The sequence below is a fragment of the Fontisubflavum oceani genome (assembly GCF_030407165.1).
GTDB classification, from domain to species: domain Bacteria; phylum Pseudomonadota; class Alphaproteobacteria; order Rhodobacterales; family Rhodobacteraceae; genus Rhodophyticola; species Rhodophyticola oceani.
On record NZ_CP129111.1, the window covers coordinates 763609 to 785627 of the forward strand.

Annotated in this window: 22 protein-coding genes and 1 pseudogene; 12 read left to right on the plus strand and 11 right to left on the minus strand. The window is 60.6% G+C overall.

Translation table 11 applies throughout. The features are described 5' to 3' along the window. Positions 1 to 38: 38 nt before the first annotated feature. Both QTA57_RS03885 and QTA57_RS03890 read right to left on the minus strand, forming a co-directional pair. Positions 39 to 803, minus strand: coding sequence for a DUF1365 domain-containing protein (locus QTA57_RS03885; protein ID WP_290153721.1), 765 nt, complete (start codon positions 801 to 803; stop codon positions 39 to 41). Beyond that, a complete protein-coding gene (locus tag QTA57_RS03890) occupies positions 800 to 2092 on the minus strand; it encodes an NAD(P)/FAD-dependent oxidoreductase (RefSeq protein ID WP_290153722.1) in 1293 nt (430 codons plus the stop codon). The genes QTA57_RS03885 and QTA57_RS03890 overlap by 4 nt, the downstream gene beginning before the upstream one ends. Positions 2093 to 2308: 216 nt before the next feature. Between QTA57_RS03890 and QTA57_RS03895 the strand changes: the two genes are divergently transcribed. From QTA57_RS03895 to QTA57_RS03935, 9 genes are all read left to right on the plus strand, one after another. Further along, on the plus strand, positions 2309 to 2857 hold the full coding sequence (locus QTA57_RS03895) for a sigma-70 family RNA polymerase sigma factor (RefSeq protein WP_290153724.1): 549 nt from the start codon (positions 2309 to 2311) through the stop codon (positions 2855 to 2857). Between the two features lie 6 nt (positions 2858 to 2863). Next, the gene (locus QTA57_RS03900; RefSeq protein WP_290153726.1) at positions 2864 to 3511 is read left to right on the plus strand and encodes a ChrR family anti-sigma-E factor; all 648 of its coding nucleotides are present in this window, start codon (positions 2864 to 2866) and stop codon (positions 3509 to 3511) included. 93 nt (positions 3512 to 3604) lie between these two features. Beyond that, a complete protein-coding gene (locus tag QTA57_RS03905; protein ID WP_290153728.1) occupies positions 3605 to 4804 on the plus strand; it encodes a glycine C-acetyltransferase in 1200 nt (399 codons plus the stop codon). Beyond that, the gene (locus QTA57_RS03910; RefSeq protein ID WP_290153731.1) at positions 4801 to 5412 is read left to right on the plus strand and encodes a class I SAM-dependent methyltransferase; all 612 of its coding nucleotides are present in this window, start codon (positions 4801 to 4803) and stop codon (positions 5410 to 5412) included. Before QTA57_RS03905 ends, QTA57_RS03910 begins: the two co-directional genes overlap by 4 nt. Further along, on the plus strand, positions 5402 to 6439 hold the full coding sequence (gene tdh / locus QTA57_RS03915) for an L-threonine 3-dehydrogenase (RefSeq protein ID WP_290153733.1): 1038 nt from the start codon (positions 5402 to 5404) through the stop codon (positions 6437 to 6439). The genes QTA57_RS03910 and tdh overlap by 11 nt, the downstream gene beginning before the upstream one ends. A gap of 875 nt (positions 6440 to 7314) precedes the next feature. Further along, on the plus strand, positions 7315 to 7677 hold the full coding sequence (locus QTA57_RS03920) for a hypothetical protein (protein ID WP_290153734.1): 363 nt from the start codon (positions 7315 to 7317) through the stop codon (positions 7675 to 7677). Positions 7678 to 7739: 62 nt separating this feature from the next. Further along, complete coding sequence (gene hmgA / locus QTA57_RS03925) at positions 7740 to 9101, plus strand: homogentisate 1,2-dioxygenase (RefSeq protein WP_290153736.1); 1362 nt, start codon at positions 7740 to 7742, stop codon at positions 9099 to 9101. Then, the gene (locus QTA57_RS03930; protein WP_290153738.1) at positions 9098 to 9964 is read left to right on the plus strand and encodes an MBL fold metallo-hydrolase; all 867 of its coding nucleotides are present in this window, start codon (positions 9098 to 9100) and stop codon (positions 9962 to 9964) included. The genes hmgA and QTA57_RS03930 overlap by 4 nt, the downstream gene beginning before the upstream one ends. Before the next feature lie 53 nt (positions 9965 to 10017). Next, positions 10018 to 10668 carry an RluA family pseudouridine synthase gene (locus QTA57_RS03935; protein ID WP_290153740.1) on the plus strand — a complete coding sequence of 217 codons (651 nt, stop codon included), beginning with the start codon at positions 10018 to 10020 and terminating at the stop codon, positions 10666 to 10668. Here the strand turns inward: QTA57_RS03935 and QTA57_RS03940 are convergent. Beyond that, positions 10665 to 11432 carry a hypothetical protein gene (locus QTA57_RS03940; RefSeq protein WP_290153742.1) on the minus strand — a complete coding sequence of 256 codons (768 nt, stop codon included), beginning with the start codon at positions 11430 to 11432 and terminating at the stop codon, positions 10665 to 10667. The genes QTA57_RS03935 and QTA57_RS03940 overlap by 4 nt on opposite strands. A gap of 263 nt (positions 11433 to 11695) precedes the next feature. Between QTA57_RS03940 and QTA57_RS03945 the strand changes: the two genes are divergently transcribed. Continuing rightward, positions 11696 to 12157, plus strand: a complete 462-nt coding sequence (locus QTA57_RS03945; protein WP_290153744.1) for a GNAT family N-acetyltransferase — start codon at positions 11696 to 11698, stop codon at positions 12155 to 12157. A 105-nt stretch (positions 12158 to 12262) separates the two neighbouring features. Here QTA57_RS03945 and QTA57_RS03950 read toward each other — a convergent pair whose 3' ends face one another. After that, positions 12263 to 13699: an aldehyde dehydrogenase family protein gene (locus QTA57_RS03950; RefSeq protein WP_290153745.1), complete on the minus strand. Its 1437-nt coding sequence runs from the start codon at positions 13697 to 13699 to the stop codon at positions 12263 to 12265. A gap of 228 nt (positions 13700 to 13927) precedes the next feature. Here QTA57_RS03950 and QTA57_RS03955 point away from each other — a divergent pair, with 228 nt between their 5' ends. Beyond that, positions 13928 to 14581 (plus strand): peroxiredoxin, encoded by a 654-nt coding sequence (locus QTA57_RS03955; protein ID WP_145213165.1) that lies wholly within the window; start codon positions 13928 to 13930, stop codon positions 14579 to 14581. A 95-nt stretch (positions 14582 to 14676) separates the two neighbouring features. Here QTA57_RS03955 and QTA57_RS03960 read toward each other — a convergent pair whose 3' ends face one another. The 4 genes and pseudogenes from QTA57_RS03960 to QTA57_RS03975 all read right to left on the minus strand — a co-directional run bounded on the left by QTA57_RS03960 (position 14677) and on the right by QTA57_RS03975 (position 19818). Further along, on the minus strand, positions 14677 to 15285 hold the full coding sequence (locus tag QTA57_RS03960) for a L,D-transpeptidase (RefSeq protein WP_145213168.1): 609 nt from the start codon (positions 15283 to 15285) through the stop codon (positions 14677 to 14679). A gap of 186 nt (positions 15286 to 15471) precedes the next feature. Next, positions 15472 to 17611 (minus strand): annotated as a pseudogene (pnp, locus tag QTA57_RS03965) (polyribonucleotide nucleotidyltransferase). A gap of 198 nt (positions 17612 to 17809) precedes the next feature. Next, entirely contained in the window at positions 17810 to 19369 is a 1560-nt protein-coding gene (locus QTA57_RS03970) for an alanine/glycine:cation symporter family protein (protein ID WP_290153749.1), read from the minus strand. 11 nt (positions 19370 to 19380) lie between these two features. Then, a complete protein-coding gene (locus QTA57_RS03975) occupies positions 19381 to 19818 on the minus strand; it encodes a universal stress protein (RefSeq protein ID WP_145213176.1) in 438 nt (145 codons plus the stop codon). Between the two features lie 219 nt (positions 19819 to 20037). Here QTA57_RS03975 and QTA57_RS03980 point away from each other — a divergent pair, with 219 nt between their 5' ends. Continuing rightward, positions 20038 to 20517: an Lrp/AsnC ligand binding domain-containing protein gene (locus tag QTA57_RS03980; RefSeq protein ID WP_290153752.1), complete on the plus strand. Its 480-nt coding sequence runs from the start codon at positions 20038 to 20040 to the stop codon at positions 20515 to 20517. 75 nt (positions 20518 to 20592) lie between these two features. Here QTA57_RS03980 and rpsO read toward each other — a convergent pair whose 3' ends face one another. The 3 genes from rpsO to QTA57_RS03995 form a co-directional block, all read right to left on the minus strand. Further along, positions 20593 to 20862: a 30S ribosomal protein S15 gene (gene rpsO, locus QTA57_RS03985; RefSeq protein WP_145213182.1), complete on the minus strand. Its 270-nt coding sequence runs from the start codon at positions 20860 to 20862 to the stop codon at positions 20593 to 20595. A gap of 232 nt (positions 20863 to 21094) precedes the next feature. Then, the gene (locus tag QTA57_RS03990) at positions 21095 to 21868 is read right to left on the minus strand and encodes an alpha/beta fold hydrolase (protein ID WP_290153753.1); all 774 of its coding nucleotides are present in this window, start codon (positions 21866 to 21868) and stop codon (positions 21095 to 21097) included. Continuing rightward, positions 21865 to 21987, minus strand: coding sequence for a hypothetical protein (locus tag QTA57_RS03995; RefSeq protein ID WP_290153755.1), 123 nt, complete (start codon positions 21985 to 21987; stop codon positions 21865 to 21867). The genes QTA57_RS03990 and QTA57_RS03995 overlap by 4 nt, the downstream gene beginning before the upstream one ends. Between the last annotated feature and the right edge of the window lie 32 nt (positions 21988 to 22019).

Here is a 22019-nt window from a genome sequence, read left to right on the forward strand (position 1 = left end):
CGCCGCAAAGACCGCATAGCCCGGCAAGCGGGGGTGGCTCACCGCGAGACCTCATCGGCGGGTGGCGTTGGCCGGACGCGATACTTTGCGCCTTTCCACCAGAGCTTGAGCGCTTGCCAGTGGATCAGGCCCAGCACCCGGCGAGAGCCCAGCGGGCGACGAAGCGCGGCGCGCAGTAATCCGACAGTGATCAAAGGTTTGCGCGTGCCGGTGAGCGTCGCGATCAGACCCTCATTGCCGGTGGCATAGTCGATCCAGATGCCGATGCGATCCTCCCGGATGTCGAAACGGAAGGTATAGCCGCCCGCGATGGGCTGGAATGGCGAGACGTGGAAGATCTTTGCGGCTGTGAGCGTGTCGGAGCGGGTGATTTCCGCGTGATCGGGATGGGCACAAAGATAGGAGTGACGGTCGCCGAACGTGTTAGACACTTCGGCAATCACCGCGCGGAGAGCATGGTCTGCGTCATAGGCCAGCCAGAAGCTGACGGGGTTGAACACATGACCCAGCATCCTGGGTTGGGCGAGCAAATAGAGCGGGCCATTCGCAACCTCCGACAAGCCATGCGCGGCGAGCACCTCACGCGCCCATGGCGCGCCTGCGCCCTGTTTCGGCGGGCCGCCATGGTCGCTGTCCCAAAGCGACGCGAGACTGCCTCGGTTCCGGCCAAACAGGCGCGGTGTGGACAGCTCCGCCTCGGCGTCCAGCATCACGTAGTCAATGCTGTATTTGAACGCGTTTTCGACCGCGCCGCGACGCCCGTGGAAGGTCTCGCCTGCGATATGGTCGATGCGCGCGGTCATGCAGCGAGCGCGACCCGGTCGCGGGCGGCCATGGCCTCGACCACGTCAATGGCGCTGGCATAGCCGTCTTCGTGGAAGCCATTTTTCATCCACGCGCCGCAGAACCAGGTGTTGTTGGTGCCGTTCATGGCCCGGATTGTGCCCTGCGCCGCCAGCGCCGCCAAGTCATAGACCGGATGGCGGAAGGTGGTTTGATCATAGATCAGCGCCTCATCAATCGGCCCTCGGCTGTTCAGCGTCACGAAAAGCGGGTCGCTTTCGGGGATCGGCTGCAAGCAGTTCATCCAATAGGTAAGGTCGATTGGGCCGCCGGTATGCCCCTTCCGCTCGGTGTAGTTCCAGGAGGACCAGGTCGCGCGCCGCTTGGGCATGGCACTGGCATCGGCATGCAGGATGGCTTCGTTGGGTTGATACCGCACGGCCCCAAGGGCCGCAGCCTCCTCTGGGCTTGGGTCGGCGAGCATTGCCAGCGTATCATCGGAATGGGTGGCGAAGACCACCTCATCAAACATCTCCCAATCGCCGCCGCGGCGAACCTCGACCCCGCCGGGGACGCGACGCACGGCCTCAATCGGTTTGCCGAGGCGGATATCGACCCCCTGCCCGCGCATCGCGGCATCAAGCCGTTTGACATATTCGATGGAGCCGCCTTGGACCGTCCACCATTGATGCTGCCCCGTGGCGCTTAGAAGCGCGTGGTTGCGGAAGAAGCGCACCAAAGCCTGCGCCGGGAAATCCATGATCTCCTCTTTCGGGGTCGACCAGATCGCGCCCGAAATCGGCGTCAGATAATATTCGCGGAACCAGCGGCCCATCTGCATCTGATCCATCAATTCGCCAAGCGTGACACCATCATAATCGGCCAGTTCTTCGGCGCGCGCATTGAAACGCAAGATGTCGCGGATCATCCGCGCAAAGCCGGGGCGGAGTAGGTTGGATTTCTGCGCGAAGAGCGCCAGCAGGTTGCGCAGGCCATATTCGATCGCGCCGCCGCCGATGGATGCCGCGAAGCTCATATCGCTTTTCGCAACCGGCACGTCGAGCGCATCAAAAAGCGCGGTCAGATGCGGGTAATTGGAATAGTTGAAGACAATGAACCCCGTATCGACCGGTTGATCGCTGTTTTTTCCGGCCAAGACCGTGCGCGCATGCCCGCCCAGTCGTGGCTCAGCCTCTAGCAGGGTCACGGCATGGGTCCGCGACAAGTGATAGGCCGCCCCCATCCCGGAGATACCAGCGCCGATCACGGCAATTCGACGCGGCAGGGCAGCAGTAGTTTCAAATGGCACGGAGGACCCCCAGAGACAGTTTTTCAATGTTTAGACAGGTCTACGGCCAAAGTCCCAATATGGATGAAAGAAAAAAACTTTGATCCAGTCTCGGGCCGGGGTCGTAAGCTTGATATGCTCTTGTTAAATGATCTTTCTGAGACACAAGACCTGTCACCGCCGCCGACGCGTTATGAAGACGCTGTTCGGGCACGGCACGCAGGACATAGGAGAGTTGTGACAAGCGCAGCACAGGATGACGCGCAGTGGGTGGCCAAGGTGACGGCCATCGCCGCGAGCCAGGATCAGGCGGCCTTTGCCGATCTGTTCCGGCATTTTGCGCCCAAGGTGAAAGCGTTTCTGATCAAGTCTGGCGCGGATGTCAGCTTGGCCGAGGAATGTATGCAGGATGTCATGGCAACGCTCTGGCGAAAGGCGCATATGTACGACCCGGCGCGCGCCAGCGTGGCGACTTGGATCTTCACCGTCGCACGAAACCGGAAGATCGATCTTCTGAGAAAATATGCCCGGCCCGAACCGGAAGACCTCCCATGGGGGCCCGAAGCGGCGCCTGATCAGGCAGAGGTCATTGCCCTCCAACAGGATAGCGCGCGGCTTGCCGAGGCGCTGAAGAACTTGCCCGAAAAGCAGCGCGTTCTGATCGAACGCGCCTATTTCGGAGATTTAACCCATAGCGAAATTGCCGCGGAGACGGGTCTGCCCCTTGGCACGATCAAGTCGCGCATTAGGTTGGCGCTGGACCGGCTGCGGCACAATATGACGTGATATGATATGACCGATGTGAAACACCAAATCCCCGATGACCTGTTGATGGGTTATGCCGCCGGCGCCCTGCCCGAGGCCTTTGATCTTGTGGTCGCCACCCATGTCTCGCTCAGCGACGACGTGCGGGCGCGGCTGGAAAGCTTCGAAGCGGTTGGCGGCGCGATGTTAGACGAGGTGGAATGTGCCGAACTGGCCGAAGACAGTTTCGAGGCGACGCTGGCCCGGATCACCGGGATGGAAACGCCGACGGCGCGGCCAACCCCGCCAAGTGGCGGGATTTTCCCAGGGCCGCTACGCGATGCGGTGGGCGGCGATCTGGATGCTGTGAAATGGCGCTCCGTAGGGATGGGCGTGAAGCAATGTGTGCTGCAGTCGAGCAAAGATGCCAGTGTACGGCTCCTGTCGATCCCGGCGGGGCAGGCGATGCCGATGCACAGCCATCACGGCACCGAGATGACGCTGGTTCTACAAGGTGCCTATGCCGATGAGGATGACCGGTTCGCGCGCGGCGATATCGAAGTGGCTGATGAAGATGTGCATCACACGCCGGTGGCCGAAGCGGGGCAGGATTGCATCTGTCTGGTCGCGACCGATGCGCCGTTGAAGTTCGACGGGCTACTGCCCCGGATCGCACAACCCTTCGTGGGCATCTAAGCGCACAATTCCGACAGTCTCCGCAAGATTGATGTCGCGCGCTGGTCTTTCCGGCGCGCGATCTGGTTTAAGGTGGCGCCAGGAGGTGCCCCAATGTCCGAAAGCTTTCTTGCGCATGTGTCCGACACGCTCGATCAGATCCGAGCCGATGGGCTTTATAAGGTCGAGCGTCCGATCATCTCGCCGCAAGGCGGGCATGTGGCCGTTGAGGGTAATGCGCAGCCGCTGTTGAACCTGTGCGCCAACAATTATTTGGGTCTGGCCGATCACCCGGCGCTCATCGCGGCGGCGAAAGAGGCGATGGATGGGCACGGCTTTGGCATGGCCAGTGTGCGGTTCATCTGCGGCACGCAGGATTTGCACCGGGAGTTGGAACAGGCCCTGGCGCGGTTTTTGGGCAAGGATGATTCGATCCTCTTCGCGGCCTGTTTCGATGCGAATGGCGGATTGTTTGAGCCGCTCCTCGGCCCCGAAGACGCGGTCATTTCGGATGCGTTGAACCATGCCTCGATCATTGATGGCATCCGCCTCTGCAAGGCCAAGCGCTATCGCTATGCCAATGCGGATATGGATGCGTTGGAGGCGCAGTTGAAAGCCGCTCGGGCCGAGGGCGCGCGGCATATCATGATCGCGACCGATGGCGTGTTTTCGATGGATGGCTATCTGGCGCCCTTGGCCGAGATCACTGCCCTGGCGGCGCGTTATGACGCCGTGGTGATGGTGGATGATTGCCACGCGACCGGCTTCATGGGCCCCGGCGGACGCGGCACGCCGCATCATGCGGGCGTGGCCGATGGGGTGCATGTGCTGACCGGAACCTTGGGCAAAGCACTGGGCGGCGCGATTGGTGGCTATATCGCCGGGCCGCAGCCGGTGATCGACCTTCTACGCCAGCGGGCGCGGCCTTATCTTTTCTCGAACGCTTTGCCGCCTGCCGTCTGCGCCGCCGGGTTGGAGGTTCTGAAACTGGTCAAAGACGGCGATACGCTTCGGGCGCAGCTCTTTGAGAACGCCGCCTATTGGCGCGCGGGGCTGACCGATCTGGGGTTCGATCTGTTGCCGGGGGAGCATCCAATCATTCCGGTGATGCTGGGCGACGCGCGGTTGGCGCAGGAGATGGCGGCGGCGCTTTACGAACGCGGGGTCTATGTGGCCGGGTTCTTCTTCCCCGTTGTGCCAAAGGGCCAGGCCCGGATCAGAACGCAGATGAATGCCGCGCTTACCAAGGGCGATCTGGATCAGGGGTTGGCGGCATTTGCCGCCGCAGGCCGGGCTCTCGGGGCGATCACATGACCGGTGAGGCCGCCATTGCAACCTATGAAGCGCATGCTGAGACTCTGCGCGACCGCTATGACGCCGTGACGAGCGAGGATGTGTTATCTGCCATCCTGGACCTTCTCCCCGCGCCACCAGCGCCGGTGCTGGATGTCGGTGCCGGCAGCGGGCGGGATGCGGCATGGTTCGCCGCGCGAGGTCATGACGTCACCGCCGCGGAGCCGGTGGCGGCCTTCCGCACCGCGATCCGGGCGCGGCTGCCTGAAGCGCTTGTGATGGATGCGCGCTTGCCAGATCTCGATGGGATCGACGGGGCCTTCAGCCTGATCCTCGCCAATGCGATCTGGCATCATTTGCCCGCCGCAACCCGAGCGGCGTCCCTGGCGCGTATGGTCACCTTGCTCGCGCCAGGTGGCCGGCTCATTCTCTCGCTGCGCCATGGGCCGGTGCCCGATGACCAACCGATCCACCCGCTCGACGCCACTGAGGAAATCGCACGTGCCGAGGAGGTCGGCCTCACGCTTCTGCGCGACGCGGCTGCCCCATCGCACCAGCCGCAAAACCGCGCCGCTGGTGTTACCTGGACCTGGCTTGCCTTTGAACGGAGCAAAACCGATGACAAATGAGATGCGCGCGCTGGTGAAACCAGGTCCGGTCGTTGGGCTGGAGATGCAAACCGTGCCCGTGCCGGAAATCGGCCCCGATGATGTGCTGATCCGGATCAACAAAACCGGGATTTGCGGGACGGATATCCATATCTGGAACTGGGATGAGTGGGCCGCGAAGACGGTGCCAACGCCGCTGGTGACCGGGCATGAGTTTGCCGGGGAAATTGTCGATGTGGGGCGGCATGTGGAGGGGCTCAGCCTCGGGCAACGCTGCTCTGGCGAAGGGCATTTGATCGGCAAAACCTCGCGGCAAAGCCGGGCCGGGAAGTTTCATCTCGATCCGGAAACGCGGGGGATCGGGGTGAATGAGCAGGGGGCCTTCGCTGAATACCTGGCGCTGCCGGCGTTTAATGTCGTGCCGCTGCCCGATGATGTAGATGACGAGATTGGTGCGATTTTGGACCCGCTTGGCAACGCGGTGCACACGGCGCTGAGCTTCGATCTTCTGGGCGAAGATGTCCTGGTGACCGGCGCCGGACCAATCGGGATCATGGCCGCCGCCGTGGCCCGGCATGCAGGCGCGCGGCATGTGGTAATCACGGATGTGAACCAAGCGCGGCTCGACCTCGCCGGGCAAGTCGCGGATGTCCGGCCAGTCAATGTTCTAGAAGAAGACCTGGCCACCGTGATCCCGGAGCTGGGTATGAGCCAGGGGTTTGATGTCGGCCTGGAGATGTCGGGTAATCAAGTGGCGCTTGATCAGATGGTCGAGACACTGGTCATGGGTGGCCGGATCGCGCTTCTGGGCATTCCGCCGGGCAAATCGCCAGTGGATTGGAGCCGGATCGTGTTCAAGGCGATCACCATCAAAGGCGTCTATGGCCGGGAGATATTCGAGACCTGGTATAAGATGATCGCGATGCTGCAAAACGGCCTCGATGTACGCCGAGTCATCACGCATCGGTTCAAGGCGGACGACTACCAAGACGGGTTCGCCGCGATGCTCTCAGGGCAGTCGGGCAAGGTGGTGCTGGACTGGACCTAGGCTCTGGAACATGGCGCATCTTTGACTCGATGGCGTGAATTATCTGAGCCCTATCAAGGGGCCGCGTCATGCAATATTGCGCCAAACGTCAAGCAATTTTGACCCAAACCGGACCTTCATAGCGGTATGTGCCAAGGTCGGCAGAGCGGGACAAAGCGACATTTGGCTGCGGCTGAGCCAATGGCGGCTTTCAGCGACGCCGAAGCGGTTTGAGCCACCTATGTGGATGACTCTACGACCGCCACCCATAGTGCGAGCAGTCTTCCGTCAGCAAGTTGAACAATTCGCTGATGTAGTCCCTGCTCCAATGGCCCGGACCTAGCCCGCGCGTCTCGCAACGCCCGAGCGAATACGCTGGCTGCTGCTTCTTCTTCTCCCACCTGAAACAGCGCTATTCCTCGTTCGAGGTGGATGATGGCCCCCTTTGCTCGTTCAATTGGCAACAAACCCAACCAAGCACCGGCGGTCAGTGAGATATTGCAGAACCGCAGCTTTTCCTCGCCTTGATACCGGTCGTTCCGGCACGCTCCGGCCATGAGGCCCGCAGTCATCCCGCTTAGCCACACACAAAGAAAGGCCGAAATGAAGATTGCGTAAGCCCAAGTTCGAAGGCGTGAATGCTTTGCCTCGGTCGGATGTGCCATGCCGCTGGCTACCAAACGAACGACAAATGAAAAAGCATTAAAAGCTGCCTTTCAGTCGCCGCGCAGCAACCGTCACTCTGGGCTCTTTGACACTTTCGCTGCGCTTTATGCGAAGGTCGGCTTAGCTGTTTTCTGATTTTGGGGCAGTGCTGTGACGTAAAGGTCGAACATATCTGACGTTTCATATAGGCCCGATTTGACAGCGATGTTAGCGGCTCTAACTTCGTTGTTATGGCACAGGTTTACATCTCCATCACCGGGCTGAAGCTCAAAGCTATCTGGCATGCGCCGCGTTTCTGGTCGCTCGCCATGCCGGCCATGGCGGAAGCACAATCCGCGCCGGGCAATTTGGGCGCCAGCGCGCGCAGCATCGACGGGGTGCATCACACGCTCAGCATTTGGGAAAGCGAGGCCGCAATGCGCGCCTTCCTGACCATGCCCCGGCATCTCAAAGCCATGCGCGCCTTTCCCGGGATCGCAACAGGCAAAACCATCGGGTTCTATGCCGACTACGCACCTGACTGGCCCGAGGCGCGCAGGATATGGGAGGCAAAGGCCCGCGAATACGGAGCGCCGCGCGCTCGGCTTCCTTGACTTCATTGCAAACACAACGATACTTTCTGCTATCGGCCTGAGGAGCCTTGGAGGATGCGCAGATGAACACACAGAACACCCCCGCTGGCATGGTCCAGGCGGTCACACCCGTCGGCACGACCGAGGGCTATATGCCCGGTTTCGGCAATGATTTTGAGACCGAGGCGCTACCAGGGGCCCTGCCGCAAGGGATGAACAGCCCGCAGAAGTGCAATTACGGGCTCTATGGCGAGCAATTGACCGGCACCGCCTTCACCGCGCCACAGCATCAGAATGAACGCACCTGGTGCTACCGCATCCGTCCCTCGGTGAAACATTCGAGCCGCTATACCAAGATCGATCTGCCCTACTGGAAATCGGCCCCGCACGTGGACCCCGACGTGATCAGCCTCGGCCAATACCGGTGGGATCCGGTGCCGCATTCCGATGCGCCGCTGACCTGGCTGACCGGCATGCGCACGATGACCACGGCGGGAGACGTCAACACGCAGGTTGGCATGGCGAGCCATATCTATCTGGTCACCGCCTCGATGGAGGATGCTTATTTCTACTCCGCCGATAGCGAGATCCTGATTGTGCCGCAGGAAGGGCGTCTGCGCTTCTGCACCGAGCTTGGGATCATCGATCTGGAGCCGCAGGAGATTGCGATCATCCCGCGCGGGCTGCTGTATCGGGTGGAACTGATCGACGGGCCAGCGCGTGGTTTTGTCTGCGAGAATTACGGTCAGAAGTTCGAGCTGCCCGGGCGCGGCCCAATCGGCGCGAACTGCATGGCCAACCGGCGGGACTTCAAAACCCCCGTGGCGGCATTTGAAGACCGCGAGGTGCCCTCAAGTGTCACCGTGAAATGGTGTGGCCAGTTTCACCAATGCGAGATTGGGCATAGCCCGCTCGACGTGGTCGCCTGGCACGGCAATTACGCGCCGGTGAAATACGACCTGAAGACCTATTGCCCGGTCGGCGCGATCCTGTTCGACCATCCCGACCCGTCGATTTTTACCGTGCTGACCGCGCCCTCCGGCGTGCCGGGCACTGCAAATATCGACTTCGTGCTGTTCCGCGAGCGCTGGATGGTGATGGAGGATACGTTCCGCCCGCCCTGGTATCACAAGAACATCATGTCGGAGCTGATGGGCAATATTTACGGCCAATATGACGCGAAACCGCAAGGCTTTGTGCCGGGCGGGATGAGCCTGCATAATATGATGCTGCCGCACGGGCCCGATAAGCAGGCCTTTGAAGGCGCATCGAATGCCGATCTGAAGCCCGAGAAGCTGGAAAACACCATGTCCTTCATGTTCGAGACCCGGTTCCCGCAGCATCTGACCGGCTTCGCCGCCAACGAGGCGCCCTTGCAGGATGACTACATCGATTGCTGGACCTCGTTGGAGAAGAAATTCGACGGCACACCGGGGAAGAAATGAGACTGGACCGGCTGGTTCTATTGGGAACCAAAGGCGGCCCAGCGATCCGACCGGGTGGGCCGATGCCAACGGCCTCGCTGCTTGAGATGGGCGGCTGGCGGATCGTGGTCGATTGCGGGTTGGGCGTGGCGAAAGGTCTGGTCGAGGCGGGGGTGTCGCTGAAAGAGCTCGACCTGATTTTCATCACCCATCTGCATTCCGATCACGTGTTGGAACTGGGGCCGCTGATCCACACCGCCTGGACGGCGGGGCTGGCCACGCCAGTGACGGTCTATGGACCACCGGGCATCGGCGCGGTTTGGGCCGGGTTCCTGCAATCGCTCAACTACGACATCGCGCTGCGGATTGATGATGAGGGCCGCCCCGACCTCAACGAGCTGGTTCAGATCGTCGAGTTTGATGAGGGGCCCTTGGCGGTTCCGGATTTGGAGGTTGCTGCCCTGCGCGTGCCACATCCGCCGGTGATAGACTGCTTTGCTTTGCGCTTTGAGCATGATGGCTGGAGGGTCACCTTCAGCGCCGACACCGCGTATTTCCCGCCGCTGGCCGATTTTGCCGCAGGCTCTGATATCTTGGTTCATGAGGCGATGCTGGAACGTGGCGTTGACCGGATCGTCGCCAAAACCGGCAATGGCGAACGGTTGAAAGCGCATATCCTGGCCGCCCATACCGAGGCGCGAGATGTGGCGCAGATTGCGGCGGCGGCCCAGGTGAACCTCTTGGCGCTGCATCATCTGGTTCCGGCTGATGACCCGGATATCACCGAAGCCGATTGGCTGGCCGAGATCATGCCGGTCTTCGACGGTCCGGTGATCGTGGGGCGAGACGGGACCGAAATCCACCGCATGCCCGCAGAGGATTAGGTCGGTCTTCCGATGAGTTTGCACAAGGCCAAGCCCTAGGGCTATACGCTCCCATGACCTCGCTCGACTATCGCCCACCAACGGCCCCATTGGACGTGATCTACGAAGATCACGAGTTGATTTTGGTCAACAAACCCAGTAGGTTGTTGAGTGTGCCGGGCAAGGGGGACCACCTATCGGACTGCCTGCTCAGCCGGGTGCAGGCAGCCTTTCCAGAGGCGCTTTTGGTGCATCGGCTGGATATGGACACCTCCGGCGTGATGGTGTTCGCGCGCAGCCCGCATGCGCAACGTCATCTGGGTCTGCAATTCGAGAAACGCCAGATGAAGAAGGTCTATGTCGCCCGCGTTTGGGGGGAGATGGCGGAGAAAGAGGGGCATATCGACCTGCCCTTGATCGTGGATTGGCCGAACCGCCCGTTGCAGCATGTGAACCATGAGATCGGCAAACCGGCGCAAACCAATTGGCGGGTGGTGCGGGTTGAAGATGTGACAACGCGGGTGCGCCTCTACCCCAAAACTGGCCGGTCACATCAGTTGCGGGTTCATATGAAAGAAATCGGCCATCCGATTCTGGGCGATCCGTTTTACGCCGAGGGGGCCGCGCGCGATTATCCCCGGTTGATGCTACATGCGGAGAGCTTGAAGCTGCGCCATCCCGATGGTGGCAAAGGCATGAGCTTCCGAGCGAAGGTGCCGTTTTAAGGCGAGCACGACCGATGTCTCTGACCGTCCGACGCGCCTCTCGCGGCCGCGAGTGCTGTCAACCAAAGAGCGTCGACACCTCGCAACTCGGCGGCATCGAACTGGTCCGCCACTTCCCAATAGCGACCTGATGGCACCACATAGCCCAACGCACGTTCCTGTGCCTGAGCCGCCGCCAGGCTGTTGGGCTCTGGTGTGAGCACCTGCGCATCAGACAGCGTCTCTGGCGTCCTGCGCGGGAATGTCAGCCGACTTTCGCCATCCGACAGATTCACGCAGGCACAACCATGGGCCGCCGCCATAAGTTCGAGCCGCGCCGATTTCGCCTCAAGAGACTGTAGCGTGATGTCATCGCGCAGCGGGTCCGCCGCGCCGACACCGTAGAAATGCGTGTTGCCTGTGGCGGGGTAGACCATGTTGCACCCGACAAACCCCATCACAGCGGGTTTAAGACTGGCCAGAGCCCAATACCCTGCCGTGAAGGCCATCGTGCCGCCGGCATAGACAAAGCCACCTAGGGTGTTTTGAACCGGAACGTAATCCGCCGCCTCAACAACCTGCTGCCCCGGGCGCAGATCGGTCGGGCGGCGGTCCACTGGCAAATCCTCAGGGTAGATCGCGAAATCCCAATCGGGTCGGACCGCGAAAGCGTTGTTGATCGCAACGATATGGGTGAAAGCGTCACGATCCCACGCCGCCGCCTCGACCGCATTCGGTCCACTGCCGATGATCAGAACGGTCTTTCTCTGCGAATGCGTCGGCATTGGCCTTAATCCTGTCATGCTCCGGAACGAGTTAGGCGGCGATCAAGCCTTGCCCAGAGCGAATCGTCAGATAACCCTTATGGCGATGTTGCCGACCCAAACCACCTGCAAGAAACGCCAGAAGGTGCCATTGGCGACATGTGTGGCGGAGATCATGAGAGGTCGAAAGTTGAAAGACGTCTGCAACTGACTTATGCGCTGATCTCTCAGCGCGTCGGCAGAATCCGGCGTATCACGACTGTAGCTATCTGGAGAAACCGACAATGATCGTAAGAGACGGCACCATCGAAGATGTTGAACAGATCAGCGCGTTTCTTCAGCAATTGACCGCGTCTGGCAAACGGACGCGGCCCGATGACGAGGCTTTCGTGCGCGCAAACTACATTGAGGATGCCGACAAGATCTGCTGCGCGGTGGCCGAAGAGGATGGCGTCGTATTGGGGTTCCAGTCGCTAAAGCGCGCACGGGCCGGGAATGAATGGGGCGTCGAACCCGGATGGGGCATCATCGGTACCCACATACGGCCCTCGGCGGCCCGGCGCGGCGTCGGTCGCGCGCTCTTCGCCGTTACTCAGGCGCGGGCGCGCGACGCCGGTCTGGCGCATATCGATGCAACCATCGGGGCCACGAACCCCGAAGCGCTATCGTATTATGAAGCGATGGGCTTTCAGACCTATCGGACGCCCGAGGGTTCGGTCTGTAAACGGTTCGATGTTTCGACGTGAATGCTGAGGCAGGCGCCATCGTATGGGCCGCATCAGCGACTTCAGACGATGGCGACACTTAGAGACCAGGCCCTGGCGCGGCATCACAGCACGCGCGCGCCTCGCCTATTCTCCCCAGCCACTCACGGCCTTGATCTCCAGGAACTCGTGGAGGCCAAAGCTTCCGCCCTCCCGACCGTTGCCGGATTGCTTGAACCCACCGAAGGGTGACCCCTGACCAAAGCCCACGCCATTGCCTTCGACCATGCCTGAGCGGAGCTGCCGGGCGACGCGGCGGAGTTTCTCATTATCGCCGGTCTGGATGTAGTTGGTGAGGCCATAGGGCGTGTCATTGGCCATCTCGACCGCATGGGCCTCGTCCTCGAACGGAATGACCGAAAGGACGGGGCCAAAGATTTCCTCGCGATAGATCGTCATATCCGGCGTCACATCAGCAAAAACGGTCGGGCGGATGTAATAGCCGCGGTTGAGGTTCTCGGGGCGTCCCGTGCCACCGGCGACCAAACGCGCGCCTTCGTCGATGCCTTTTTGGATGAGATCTTGGATCTTGTTGAACTGCATTTCCGACACGGCGGGGCCGATATGAGGGCCTTCTTCATTCGCGGGGCCCACGGTGGTGGCTTGCGCCGTCGCCGCCGCAATCTCCACCGCTTCATCATAGCGGGACCGCTCCACCATCATCCGCGTCGGCGCGTTACAGCTCTGACCGGTATTCCGGAAGCAGCGGATCACGCCGGATTTCACCGCTTTCTCGTCGGCATCGGCGAAGATGATATTGGCGCCCTTGCCGCCAAGCTCCAAGCTGACGCGTTTGATCGTATCAGCCGCCGCGATCGAGATCAGACGCCCGGCGCGGGTCGAGCCGGTGAAGCTGACCATATCTACATCCGGGTGGGCAGAAAGCGTGCTGCCGACGCCGGGGCCATCGCCATTGACCATGTTGAAGACGCCGGGTGGCAAATCCGCCTCATCCATCATCTCAGCAAAGAGCAGGCCCGAAAGCGGGGCGATTTCCGAGGGTTTCAGGATCATCGTGCAGCCGGTGACCAGCGCCGGGGCACATTTGAGCACGATCTGGTTCATCGGCCAGTTCCACGGCGTGATCAGCGCGCAGACGCCAATCGGCTCATGGAGGATGCGCTCGGTCGGCGCTTGCGGCCCGAGCGGGTGATCCCACGCAAACTCTTTCGCGGCATTCAAGAACCCGTCGAGATGCCAGATGCCTGCGCCAACTTGCTGCTGCTTGGCCAGATCGATCGGCGCGCCCATCTCTTGGCTGATCGCTTCGGCCATCTCGCCCGCGCGTTTCTTGTAGACATCGCGGAGGCGCTGCAGGGCCGCGATCCGGTCCGCAATGGGTGTCGCGGCCCATCCATCAAACGCCGCCTTCGCGGCGGCGACGGCCGCGTTCGTGTCGGCCTCGGACCCAAGCGAGATGGTCGCGCAGACCTCCTCCGTCGACGGGTCGATGACTGGGAAATCATCGGGCTGATGCGGCGCCACCCATTGGCCGTTGATATAGAATTCTGTCGATGCGGGCATGGCGATATCTCCCTTCGCTTCGCGCGGAGCCTGTCACTGCGATTTGGCGCGCGCAAGAGGTGATGTTCGCCACCATCGTGACGAAACGGAACGCGCGTTCGCGCAAGCGGAGGGTGCGCGACCTGTTGCTCTTATCTGCCCCTGCGACGCCACGCGCGGGTGCACAATCCGTGTTATATGCCTATCTGACACATGACGCGGCACTGACAGGAAAAGGAGGCACTGCCCATGTCCCTGCGCATCAATGATACGATCCCGAACCTCACCGTGGAAACCGATCAAGGCAGCTTTGCCCTGCATGATTGGATTGGGGATGACTGGGCGATTTTGTTCAGCCACCCGAAGGATTTCACTCCGGTTTGCACGACCGAATTTGGCGCGGTTGCCCAACTGGCCGATGAATGGGCCGCGCGCGGCACCAAGGTCATCGGCGTCTCCGTCGATGGGGTCGAGGACCACAAGAAATGGAAAGGCGATATCGAAGCGGTTGGCGGCGCGAAAGCCGGTTTCCCGATCATCGCCGATGATGGTCTGGAGGTGTCCAAAGCCTTCGACATGCTGCCCGCCGAGGCCTATTTGCCGGATGGACGCACCCCCGCCGATAGCGCCACGGTGCGCTCAGTCTTCATCATCGGGCCCGACAAGCAGCTGAAACTGTCCATGACCTATCCGATGAATGTGGGTCGGAACTTCGCCGAAGTTCTGCGTGCGCTCGATGGGTTGCAAACCGCCGCGCGCGAGAATGTCGCGACGCCGGCAAACTGGGTGCCGGGCGAAGATGTGGTGGTGCCGGTGGCGGTGTCCGATGCGGATGCGATTGCCAAATACGGGTCGATCGACACCAAGCTGCCCTATCTGCGGATGGCGAAACTGCCGGAGTAAGCGGCAGGCCTCGACGACCCAGGCAAAACAGACCTAGGACAAACCATAAAGGCCCGCAAAACTGCGGGCCTTTCCTATTGGGTCAACGGCAGGAACTAGGCGGAATGCAGCGTGATCCGCGCCCCAAGTGGGACGCGAGGATAAAGATCCATCACGTGATCATTGACCATCCGAACGCAGCCAGAGCTGGCCGACGTGCCAATTGACCAAGGCTGCGGCGTACCATGCACCCGCAGATACGTGTCCCGGTTGCCATCATAGAGATAGAGCGCCCGGGCCCCGAGCGGGTTATCCGGCCCACCTTCGACACCATCGGCATATTGCGCATAAAGATGCGGCTCACGTTCGATCATCGCATCGGTCGGACGCCAGGAGGGCCATTCAACCTTGCGGCGGATCGTGTAGGTGCCAGGGCTTTGCAGCCCAATCCGGCCCACAGCCACGCCATAGCGCAGAGCGGTCAGGCCATCTTCCCGGATCAGGTAAAGATAACGCGCGACGGGATCCACGTGCAGGTCGCCCGCGGCAAGCCCCGCGCGGGCTTCAACCACGGTGGGCATAAATCGGGGATGCAAACCCCAAGGGTTCGGCCCCTCTGACTCTGGGCGAACCACGGATTCGTCAAAGGAAACAGCGTCTTGCCCAAATACGGGCGTCGCGGCCAAAGCGGCCCCTGTGATGATGAAATGCCTGCGGGTCAGCATGTGAAATCCCCGAAATCGATCCAAGTTCAGTGCGGCGGTGAGTCTACGTGATTTCCCCTTTGCCACAAGGCAGAGGCAGTCACGTTTCAGTTAGTGTTGCAATATTCGAAGAGCAAACCAGCACCAAGAAGAAACGGGGTCAGTGTGACCTGACCCCGCATGGTTTTTTTAAGTGAAGGACCAGCGTTAGTCGGCGGCCTCTTCCTTGGCTTGCTCTTCGCCGGTCTCCTGGTTGACCATTTTCATCGCCAAGCGAACCTTGCCGCGATCATCGAAGCCCAAGAGCTTGACCCAAACTTCCTGGCCCTCTTTCAGGACATCGGAGGGGTGGTTCAGGCGGCGGTTTTCGATCTGGCTGACATGGACCAGCCCGTCGCGCTTGCCGAAGAAGTTCACGAAGGCGCCAAAATCGACGATCTTTACGACCTTGCCTTTGTAGATCTTGCCTTCCTCGGGCTCGGCCACGATGGAATGGATCATATCATAGGCTTTTTGGATCGACTCGGCGTTGGCCGACGCGATCTTGATCACGCCGTCATCGTTGATATCGACCTTGGCGCCGGAGACTTCCACGATCTCGCGGATCACCTTGCCGCCCGAGCCGATCACTTCGCGGATCTTGTCGGTGGGCACGGTCATCGTTTCGATGCGCGGCGCATGGGCAGAGAATTCCTGACGGCCCTCGGTGAGCGCTTTGCCCATCTCGCCGAGGATATGCATCCGACCGGCTTTCGCCTGATCGAGGGCTTTCTCCATGATCTCCGGCGTGATGCCGGCGACCTTGATGTCCATCTGCAGCGAGGTGATGCCGTTTTCGGTGCCCGCCACTTTGAAGTCCATATCGCCCAGGTGGTCTTCGTCGCCCAGGATGTCGGTCAGGACTGCATAGGAGCCGTCCTCTTCCAGGATCAGGCCCATGGCCACACCAGCAACCGGTGCTTTCAGAGGCACCCCAGCATCCATCATCGACAGCGAGCCGCCGCAGACAGACGCCATCGAGGAGGAGCCGTTCGACTCGGTGATCTCGGAGACCACGCGGATCGTATAGGGGAAATCGGTGGGTGCTGGCAGGACCGCCTGGAAGCGCGCGCCAAGCCAGTTTCCCGTGCCCGATTTCGCGGCGTCCCGGAGGGCCCACGCGACCGGCTTCACCGACCGAATAGGGCGGGAAGTTGTAATGCAGCAGGAAGTTCGAGCGGAACGTGCCATGTAGCGCGTCGATCATCTGCTCATCATCGCCGGTGCCGAGCGTGGTCACCACCAAGCCCTGCGTCTCCCCACGGGTGAAGAGCGACGAGCCATGCGTCCGCGGCAGAAGGCCCACTTCGGAGACAATCGGGCGTACCGTGTCGAGCGCGCGACCATCGATCCGCTTGCCGGTTTTCACCACATCGCCGCGCAGCACGGACGCTTCGAGCTTCTTCAGGGCCGAGCCGAGATTGGCGTCTTCCTGTTGCTCTTCGCTCAGCGCGTCGACGATGGCGGCTTTCGCGTCGGAGACAGCGGTGGTGCGCTCCTGCTTGTCGGTGATCGCATAGGCGGCGCGGATTTTCTCCTCACCGGCGGCTTTCACGGCGGCATAGAGCTCGCTGTAATCCGGCGGCTGGAAGTCGAAGGGCTCTTTCGCCGCCGCCTCTTCGGCCAGCGAGATGATCAGGTCGATCACCGGCTGGATCTGCTCATGGGCGAAGTTCACCGCCCCCAGCATTTCGGCCTCGGTCAGCTCATAGGCTTCCGATTCCACCATCATCACGGCGTCTTTGGTCCCGGCAACCACCAGGTCCAACCGCTGATCGGGGTTCATGCGCAGCTGGTGCATGTCATCCACGGTTGGGTTGAGGACGTATTCGCCATCCTCAAAGCCCACGCGGCAAGCGGCGATCGGACCCATGAAGGGCGCGCCCGACAGGGTCAGCGCGGCGGAGGTTGCGATCATCGCGACCATGTCGGGGTCATTCACCAGATCATGGCTGAGCACCGTGCACATCACCAGGACTTCATGTTTGAAGCCAGGCACAAAGAGCGGGCGGATCGGACGGTCGATCAAGCGGGCGGTCAGCGTCTCTTTTTCAGTCGGACGCGCCTCGCGCTTGAAAAAGCCGCCAGGCACTTTACCGGCGGCATAGTATTTCTCTTGATAATGCACGGTGAGCGGGAAGAAATCCTGCCCCGGCTTGGGCGATTTGGCGAAGGTCACGTTGGCCATGACCGAGGTTTCACCCAAGGTGGCGATGACCGAGCCATCTGCCTGACGGGCAACCTTGCCCGTTTCGAGCGTGAGCGTTTCTTCGCCCCACTCCATCGATTTTTTTGTCACGTTAAACATCTACGGTTCCTGTGTTGGCCCAATTGGCCATTGCATAGGGGGCGCATTCCCCCTGACCCCGATATCTTCTTTGTCAGGCGCTGGGGTCCGGGCGCCGGATTTCAGATTCTGCGGCCATACATGAGAAAGCTCTGTTTGGGAAGGTGCCCTGAAGGCGGGGAGAGAGGAGGCGGCGCGATGGCCGCCTCCCTCAATGTCTTAAGCCGCGTCTGCAGCCCCGAATTTCCGGATTTCACCGGATTTGAGCCGGGCGGTGTAAGACGCCAGTTCGGCGCGGACCACTTTCATCAAGAAGTAGAGCGCGGTGATGTTGACCACGGCCATGGCGAAGATCGCCGCGTCCGAGAAGTCGATCACCGGGCCAAGGCTGGCCGCCGCACCGATCACCACGAAGACGCAGAAGATCAGTTTGAAGATCAGTTCCGAGGTCTTGCCCTCGCCAAAGAGATAGGTCCACGCCTTCAATCCGTAATAGGACCACGAGATCATCGTGGAGAAGGCGAAGAGCACCACGGCAATGGCCAGAATATACGGGAACCAACTGATCGACGCACCGAAAGCGGCCGAGGTCAGGGCGACGCCGGTATTGCCATCAACCGTGGCAATATGGTTGCCGTCGAGCAGGTAGAGACCCGTTTCGGGATCGTTGATCAACTGACCGGTGATGATGATCACCAGCGCCGTCATGGTGCAGATCACCACGGTGTCGATCAGCGGCTCCAGAAGCGACACGAAGCCTTCGGTGATCGGCTCTTTGGTGCGCACCGCCGAGTGAGCGATCGCCGCCGAACCAACACCTGCTTCGTTCGAGAAGGCCGCCCGTTTGAAGCCCTGGATCAGCGCGCCGACCATGCCGCCCGCAACCCCGAGCCCGGTGAAGGCACCCGCGAAGATCTGACCGAAGGCCCAGCCGATCATGTCGTAATTCACGGCAAGGATGATCAAAGCCGCGCCGACATAGAGGATGCCCATGAACGGCACGACCTTTTCGGTCACCCGTGCGATGGACTTCACCCCGCCGATAATCACCGCATAGACCACTGCCGCGAAGACGAGGCCGGTGATCCAGCCCGGATAGTCTCCGACGATCCCGGAGATCTGCGCATGCGCCTGATTGGCCTGGAACATATTGCCCCCGCCAAACGCGCCCAGAATGCAGAAGATCGAGAAGAGTATGGCGAGGACCCTGCCACCGGGCAGACCCAACTCCTTGAACCCTTTCGAAATATAATACATCGGGCCGCCGGAAACGGTGCCGTCTGGGTACTCGTTGCGGTACTTCACGCCGAGCGTGCATTCGGTGAATTTCGACGCCATGCCCAGAAGACCCGCCAGGATCATCCAGAATGTCGCCCCCGGTCCACCAATGCCCACGGCCACCGCGACGCCGGCGATGTTGCCAAGACCAACCGTGCCCGAGAGCGCCGTTGCCAACGCCTGGAAATGGCTGACCTCACCCGCATCGTCAGGATCGGCATAGTCGCCTTTGACCAGCGAGATCGAATGCATGAAGTATTTGATCTGCACAAAGCCGAAATAGAGCGTGAAGACAGAGGCCGCGATCACCAGCCACATGACGATCCAGGGGAATTCTGTTCCCGGGAACGGGGCGAAGATCAGGCTCACAAATGGCCCGGTGAACGACGCGAAGGCCGCATTGACGCGCTCATCAAGGCTCATCGCCTCTTGCGCCATCGCAGGGGTCACCATCGCGGCCAATGCCCCGAGGGACAGGCCCATTTTCTGATATGTTTTCATGACTTAGTCCCTTATCCCACGACCGTGACGGGCACGTTGGCTTCCATCACCAGATTGGCGGTCGAGCTGCCGAAAATCCGCTTGGACAACCCACTTTCAGTGGAGCGGGCCACGACGATCTGCGTCGCGCCCTCTTTGACGGCGACCGCATTCAGCGTGTCGGCGACATTGCCATGGCGGACCAATCCCGTTGCGGTCAGACCGGCGTCATTCAGGCGGGCAAGCGCCGGGGTGACAACCCGTTCCATCGCTGTTGAGATTTCCTCCTCACGGCGTTTATGCCGCTCGGCGTTTTCTTCCGGTGTTTGGAAGGAATATGGCGACCATTCGATGACATAGACGACCAAGAGCTCACACGCTCCGATCAGCTTTGCCATTTCTTCACCATATGCCAGCGCCCGTTCACCGGAACTATGGCCGTCAAGGCCAACTAGCAGTTTTGTAGACATCCTAGGGTGGCTCCCATCGTTCCGCCCGGGGTCCATTCATATCGGGAAAGACATGGCGGTCTGCGCTGTGCAGCCGGCGATACCGACCCTGGGATTGATTTTTATTGTTCGCGTCTTTCCTATTGCCATGATAGTCTTTTTGGCTAGTTTTTGGGCCTATTATTGCGGAAATCTTGGGTTTTTTCCCTTTTTGCAGGCAAAAAACAGGAAAAAAGACCAATGCGAAGACCATTAGACGTTATCGATCGCAAGATTCTCGACGCGTTACAGCAGAACGGACGGCTCTCGATTGTTGATCTCGCCAAGCGGGTGAACCTGTCAAAAACACCCTGTTCCGAGCGGGTGCGGCGGTTGGAAAAGACGGGGGTGATCAGCCAATATCGCGCGATCCTCGACCCAGCCTTGGTCGACATGAAACATGTCACGATCGTGCATATCAGCCTGACCCAGACGAGCGACAACTCACTCGATGAGTTCAACGCGGCGGTTCAAGCCATTCCCGAGGTTCAGAGCTGCCTGATGATCGCCGGGCAGTTCGACTACATGCTGAAGGTGCGCACCCATGACATCGCGCATTTCCGCGAAGTTCTGGGCGAGAAGATCGGCAAACTGCCAGGCGTGATGCAGACCCATTCCTTCGCTGTCATGGAAACCGTCAAGGAAAACGATCTGATCCGGATGGTGGATGTCGGGGCCTAGACGCATCGCCCCGCAAAGAAAAACCCCGCGACCGGGTCGGCAGCGGGGCATCTCTATCACATCTGTGAGGCTGGCTTAGCGGCGCAGACCCAGGCGTTCGATCAGCGACTGATAACGCGCTTCATCTTTGCCTTTGAGATAGTCCAGCAATTTGCGGCGCTGGGCGACCATCATCAACAGACCACGGCGGGAATGGTTATCCTTCTTGTGGCTTTTGAAATGTTCGGTCAGCGTGGCAATCCGCGAGCTGAGGATCGCAACCTGCACTTCGGGCGAACCCGTGTCGCCTTCTTTGGTCGCGAATTCAGTCATCACGCGGGCTTTTTCTTCGGCCGTAATCGACATCGGGGTCTCCTTGGTTTGAGAAAAAGGAATGGCGCAAGGGATGTCGTCCAGCAGGGCCCGTGGAGATTTGCCCGCCTCTTGCGAAGCGGATGCGCGCATATAGGGGGTTTTAGACGGAAAGAAAAGTGCGAATGACGTCTCGCTGGTTTCGAGTTCTCATCTGCGGCTTAGGGCGGTGCATTCGCCTTACGAGAGAGCACTTGATGACATCATTGAAACCACTTGAGGCACTTTAGTCGATAAAATGCGGTCGGATGGCGGCAAGCACGGCGTCCGGCACCTCCTCCATTGCGAAATGACCACAGCCGGAAACCTCTGTGCCGGTGACATCCTCGGCCCAATTCTGCCAGATCCCAAGCGGGTCGCCGGTGCGCGCCGGAAAGCCGCCCTTGGCCCAAACGAAATGCAACGGCGCGGTGATTTTCAGGCCAGCCGCGCGGTCCGCCTCGTCCAGGGCGCGGTCAAACGTGGCCCCTGCGCGGTAATCGTCGCACATGGCGGCAATCCGCGCAGGGTCGGCGGCTTGGCGGCGATAACTGGCCAGCGCTTCGGCGGTGAAGGGTGAGAGATCGCCGGCAAATGTCCAACTGGCCAAGGTCCAATCCATATAGCCTGGCCCATCGGTTGAAATCATCCGTTCGGGCAAAGGTGCGGGCTGTGCCAGGAAGGTCCAATGATAGCCCTTCATCGCCAAATCCGGGTCCCAAGAGGCCCAGAAATCGCCGGTGGGCACAATCTCGATGATCCCCAATCGGTCGACCCGCTCTGGATGATCCAGCGCCAGCCGATAGGTGACCCGCGCGCCACGATCATGGCCAAGGATATGGGCACGGGGCAAATCGAGCGCATCCATCAGGCCGATGATGTCCAGGGCCATCTCTCGTTTCGAATAGGCCCGGTTGTCGGGGTCGCTTTTGGGGATATCGCTCTCGCCATAGCCCCGGAGATCAGGGATGATCACGTGGAAATCTTCGGCCAGTTTCGGCGCGATCTTCACCCAGGTCATGTGATTCTGCGGATAGCCGTGCAGCAGGTGAGCGGCGCGCCCTGCCCGGCCTGATGCACCGAGAGGCGGGTGCCATTTGTGGCAATCATACTCTGCGCGAACCCTGGAATATCCGACATTTGACACCTCCCTTTTGAGAGCGGACCCTGCC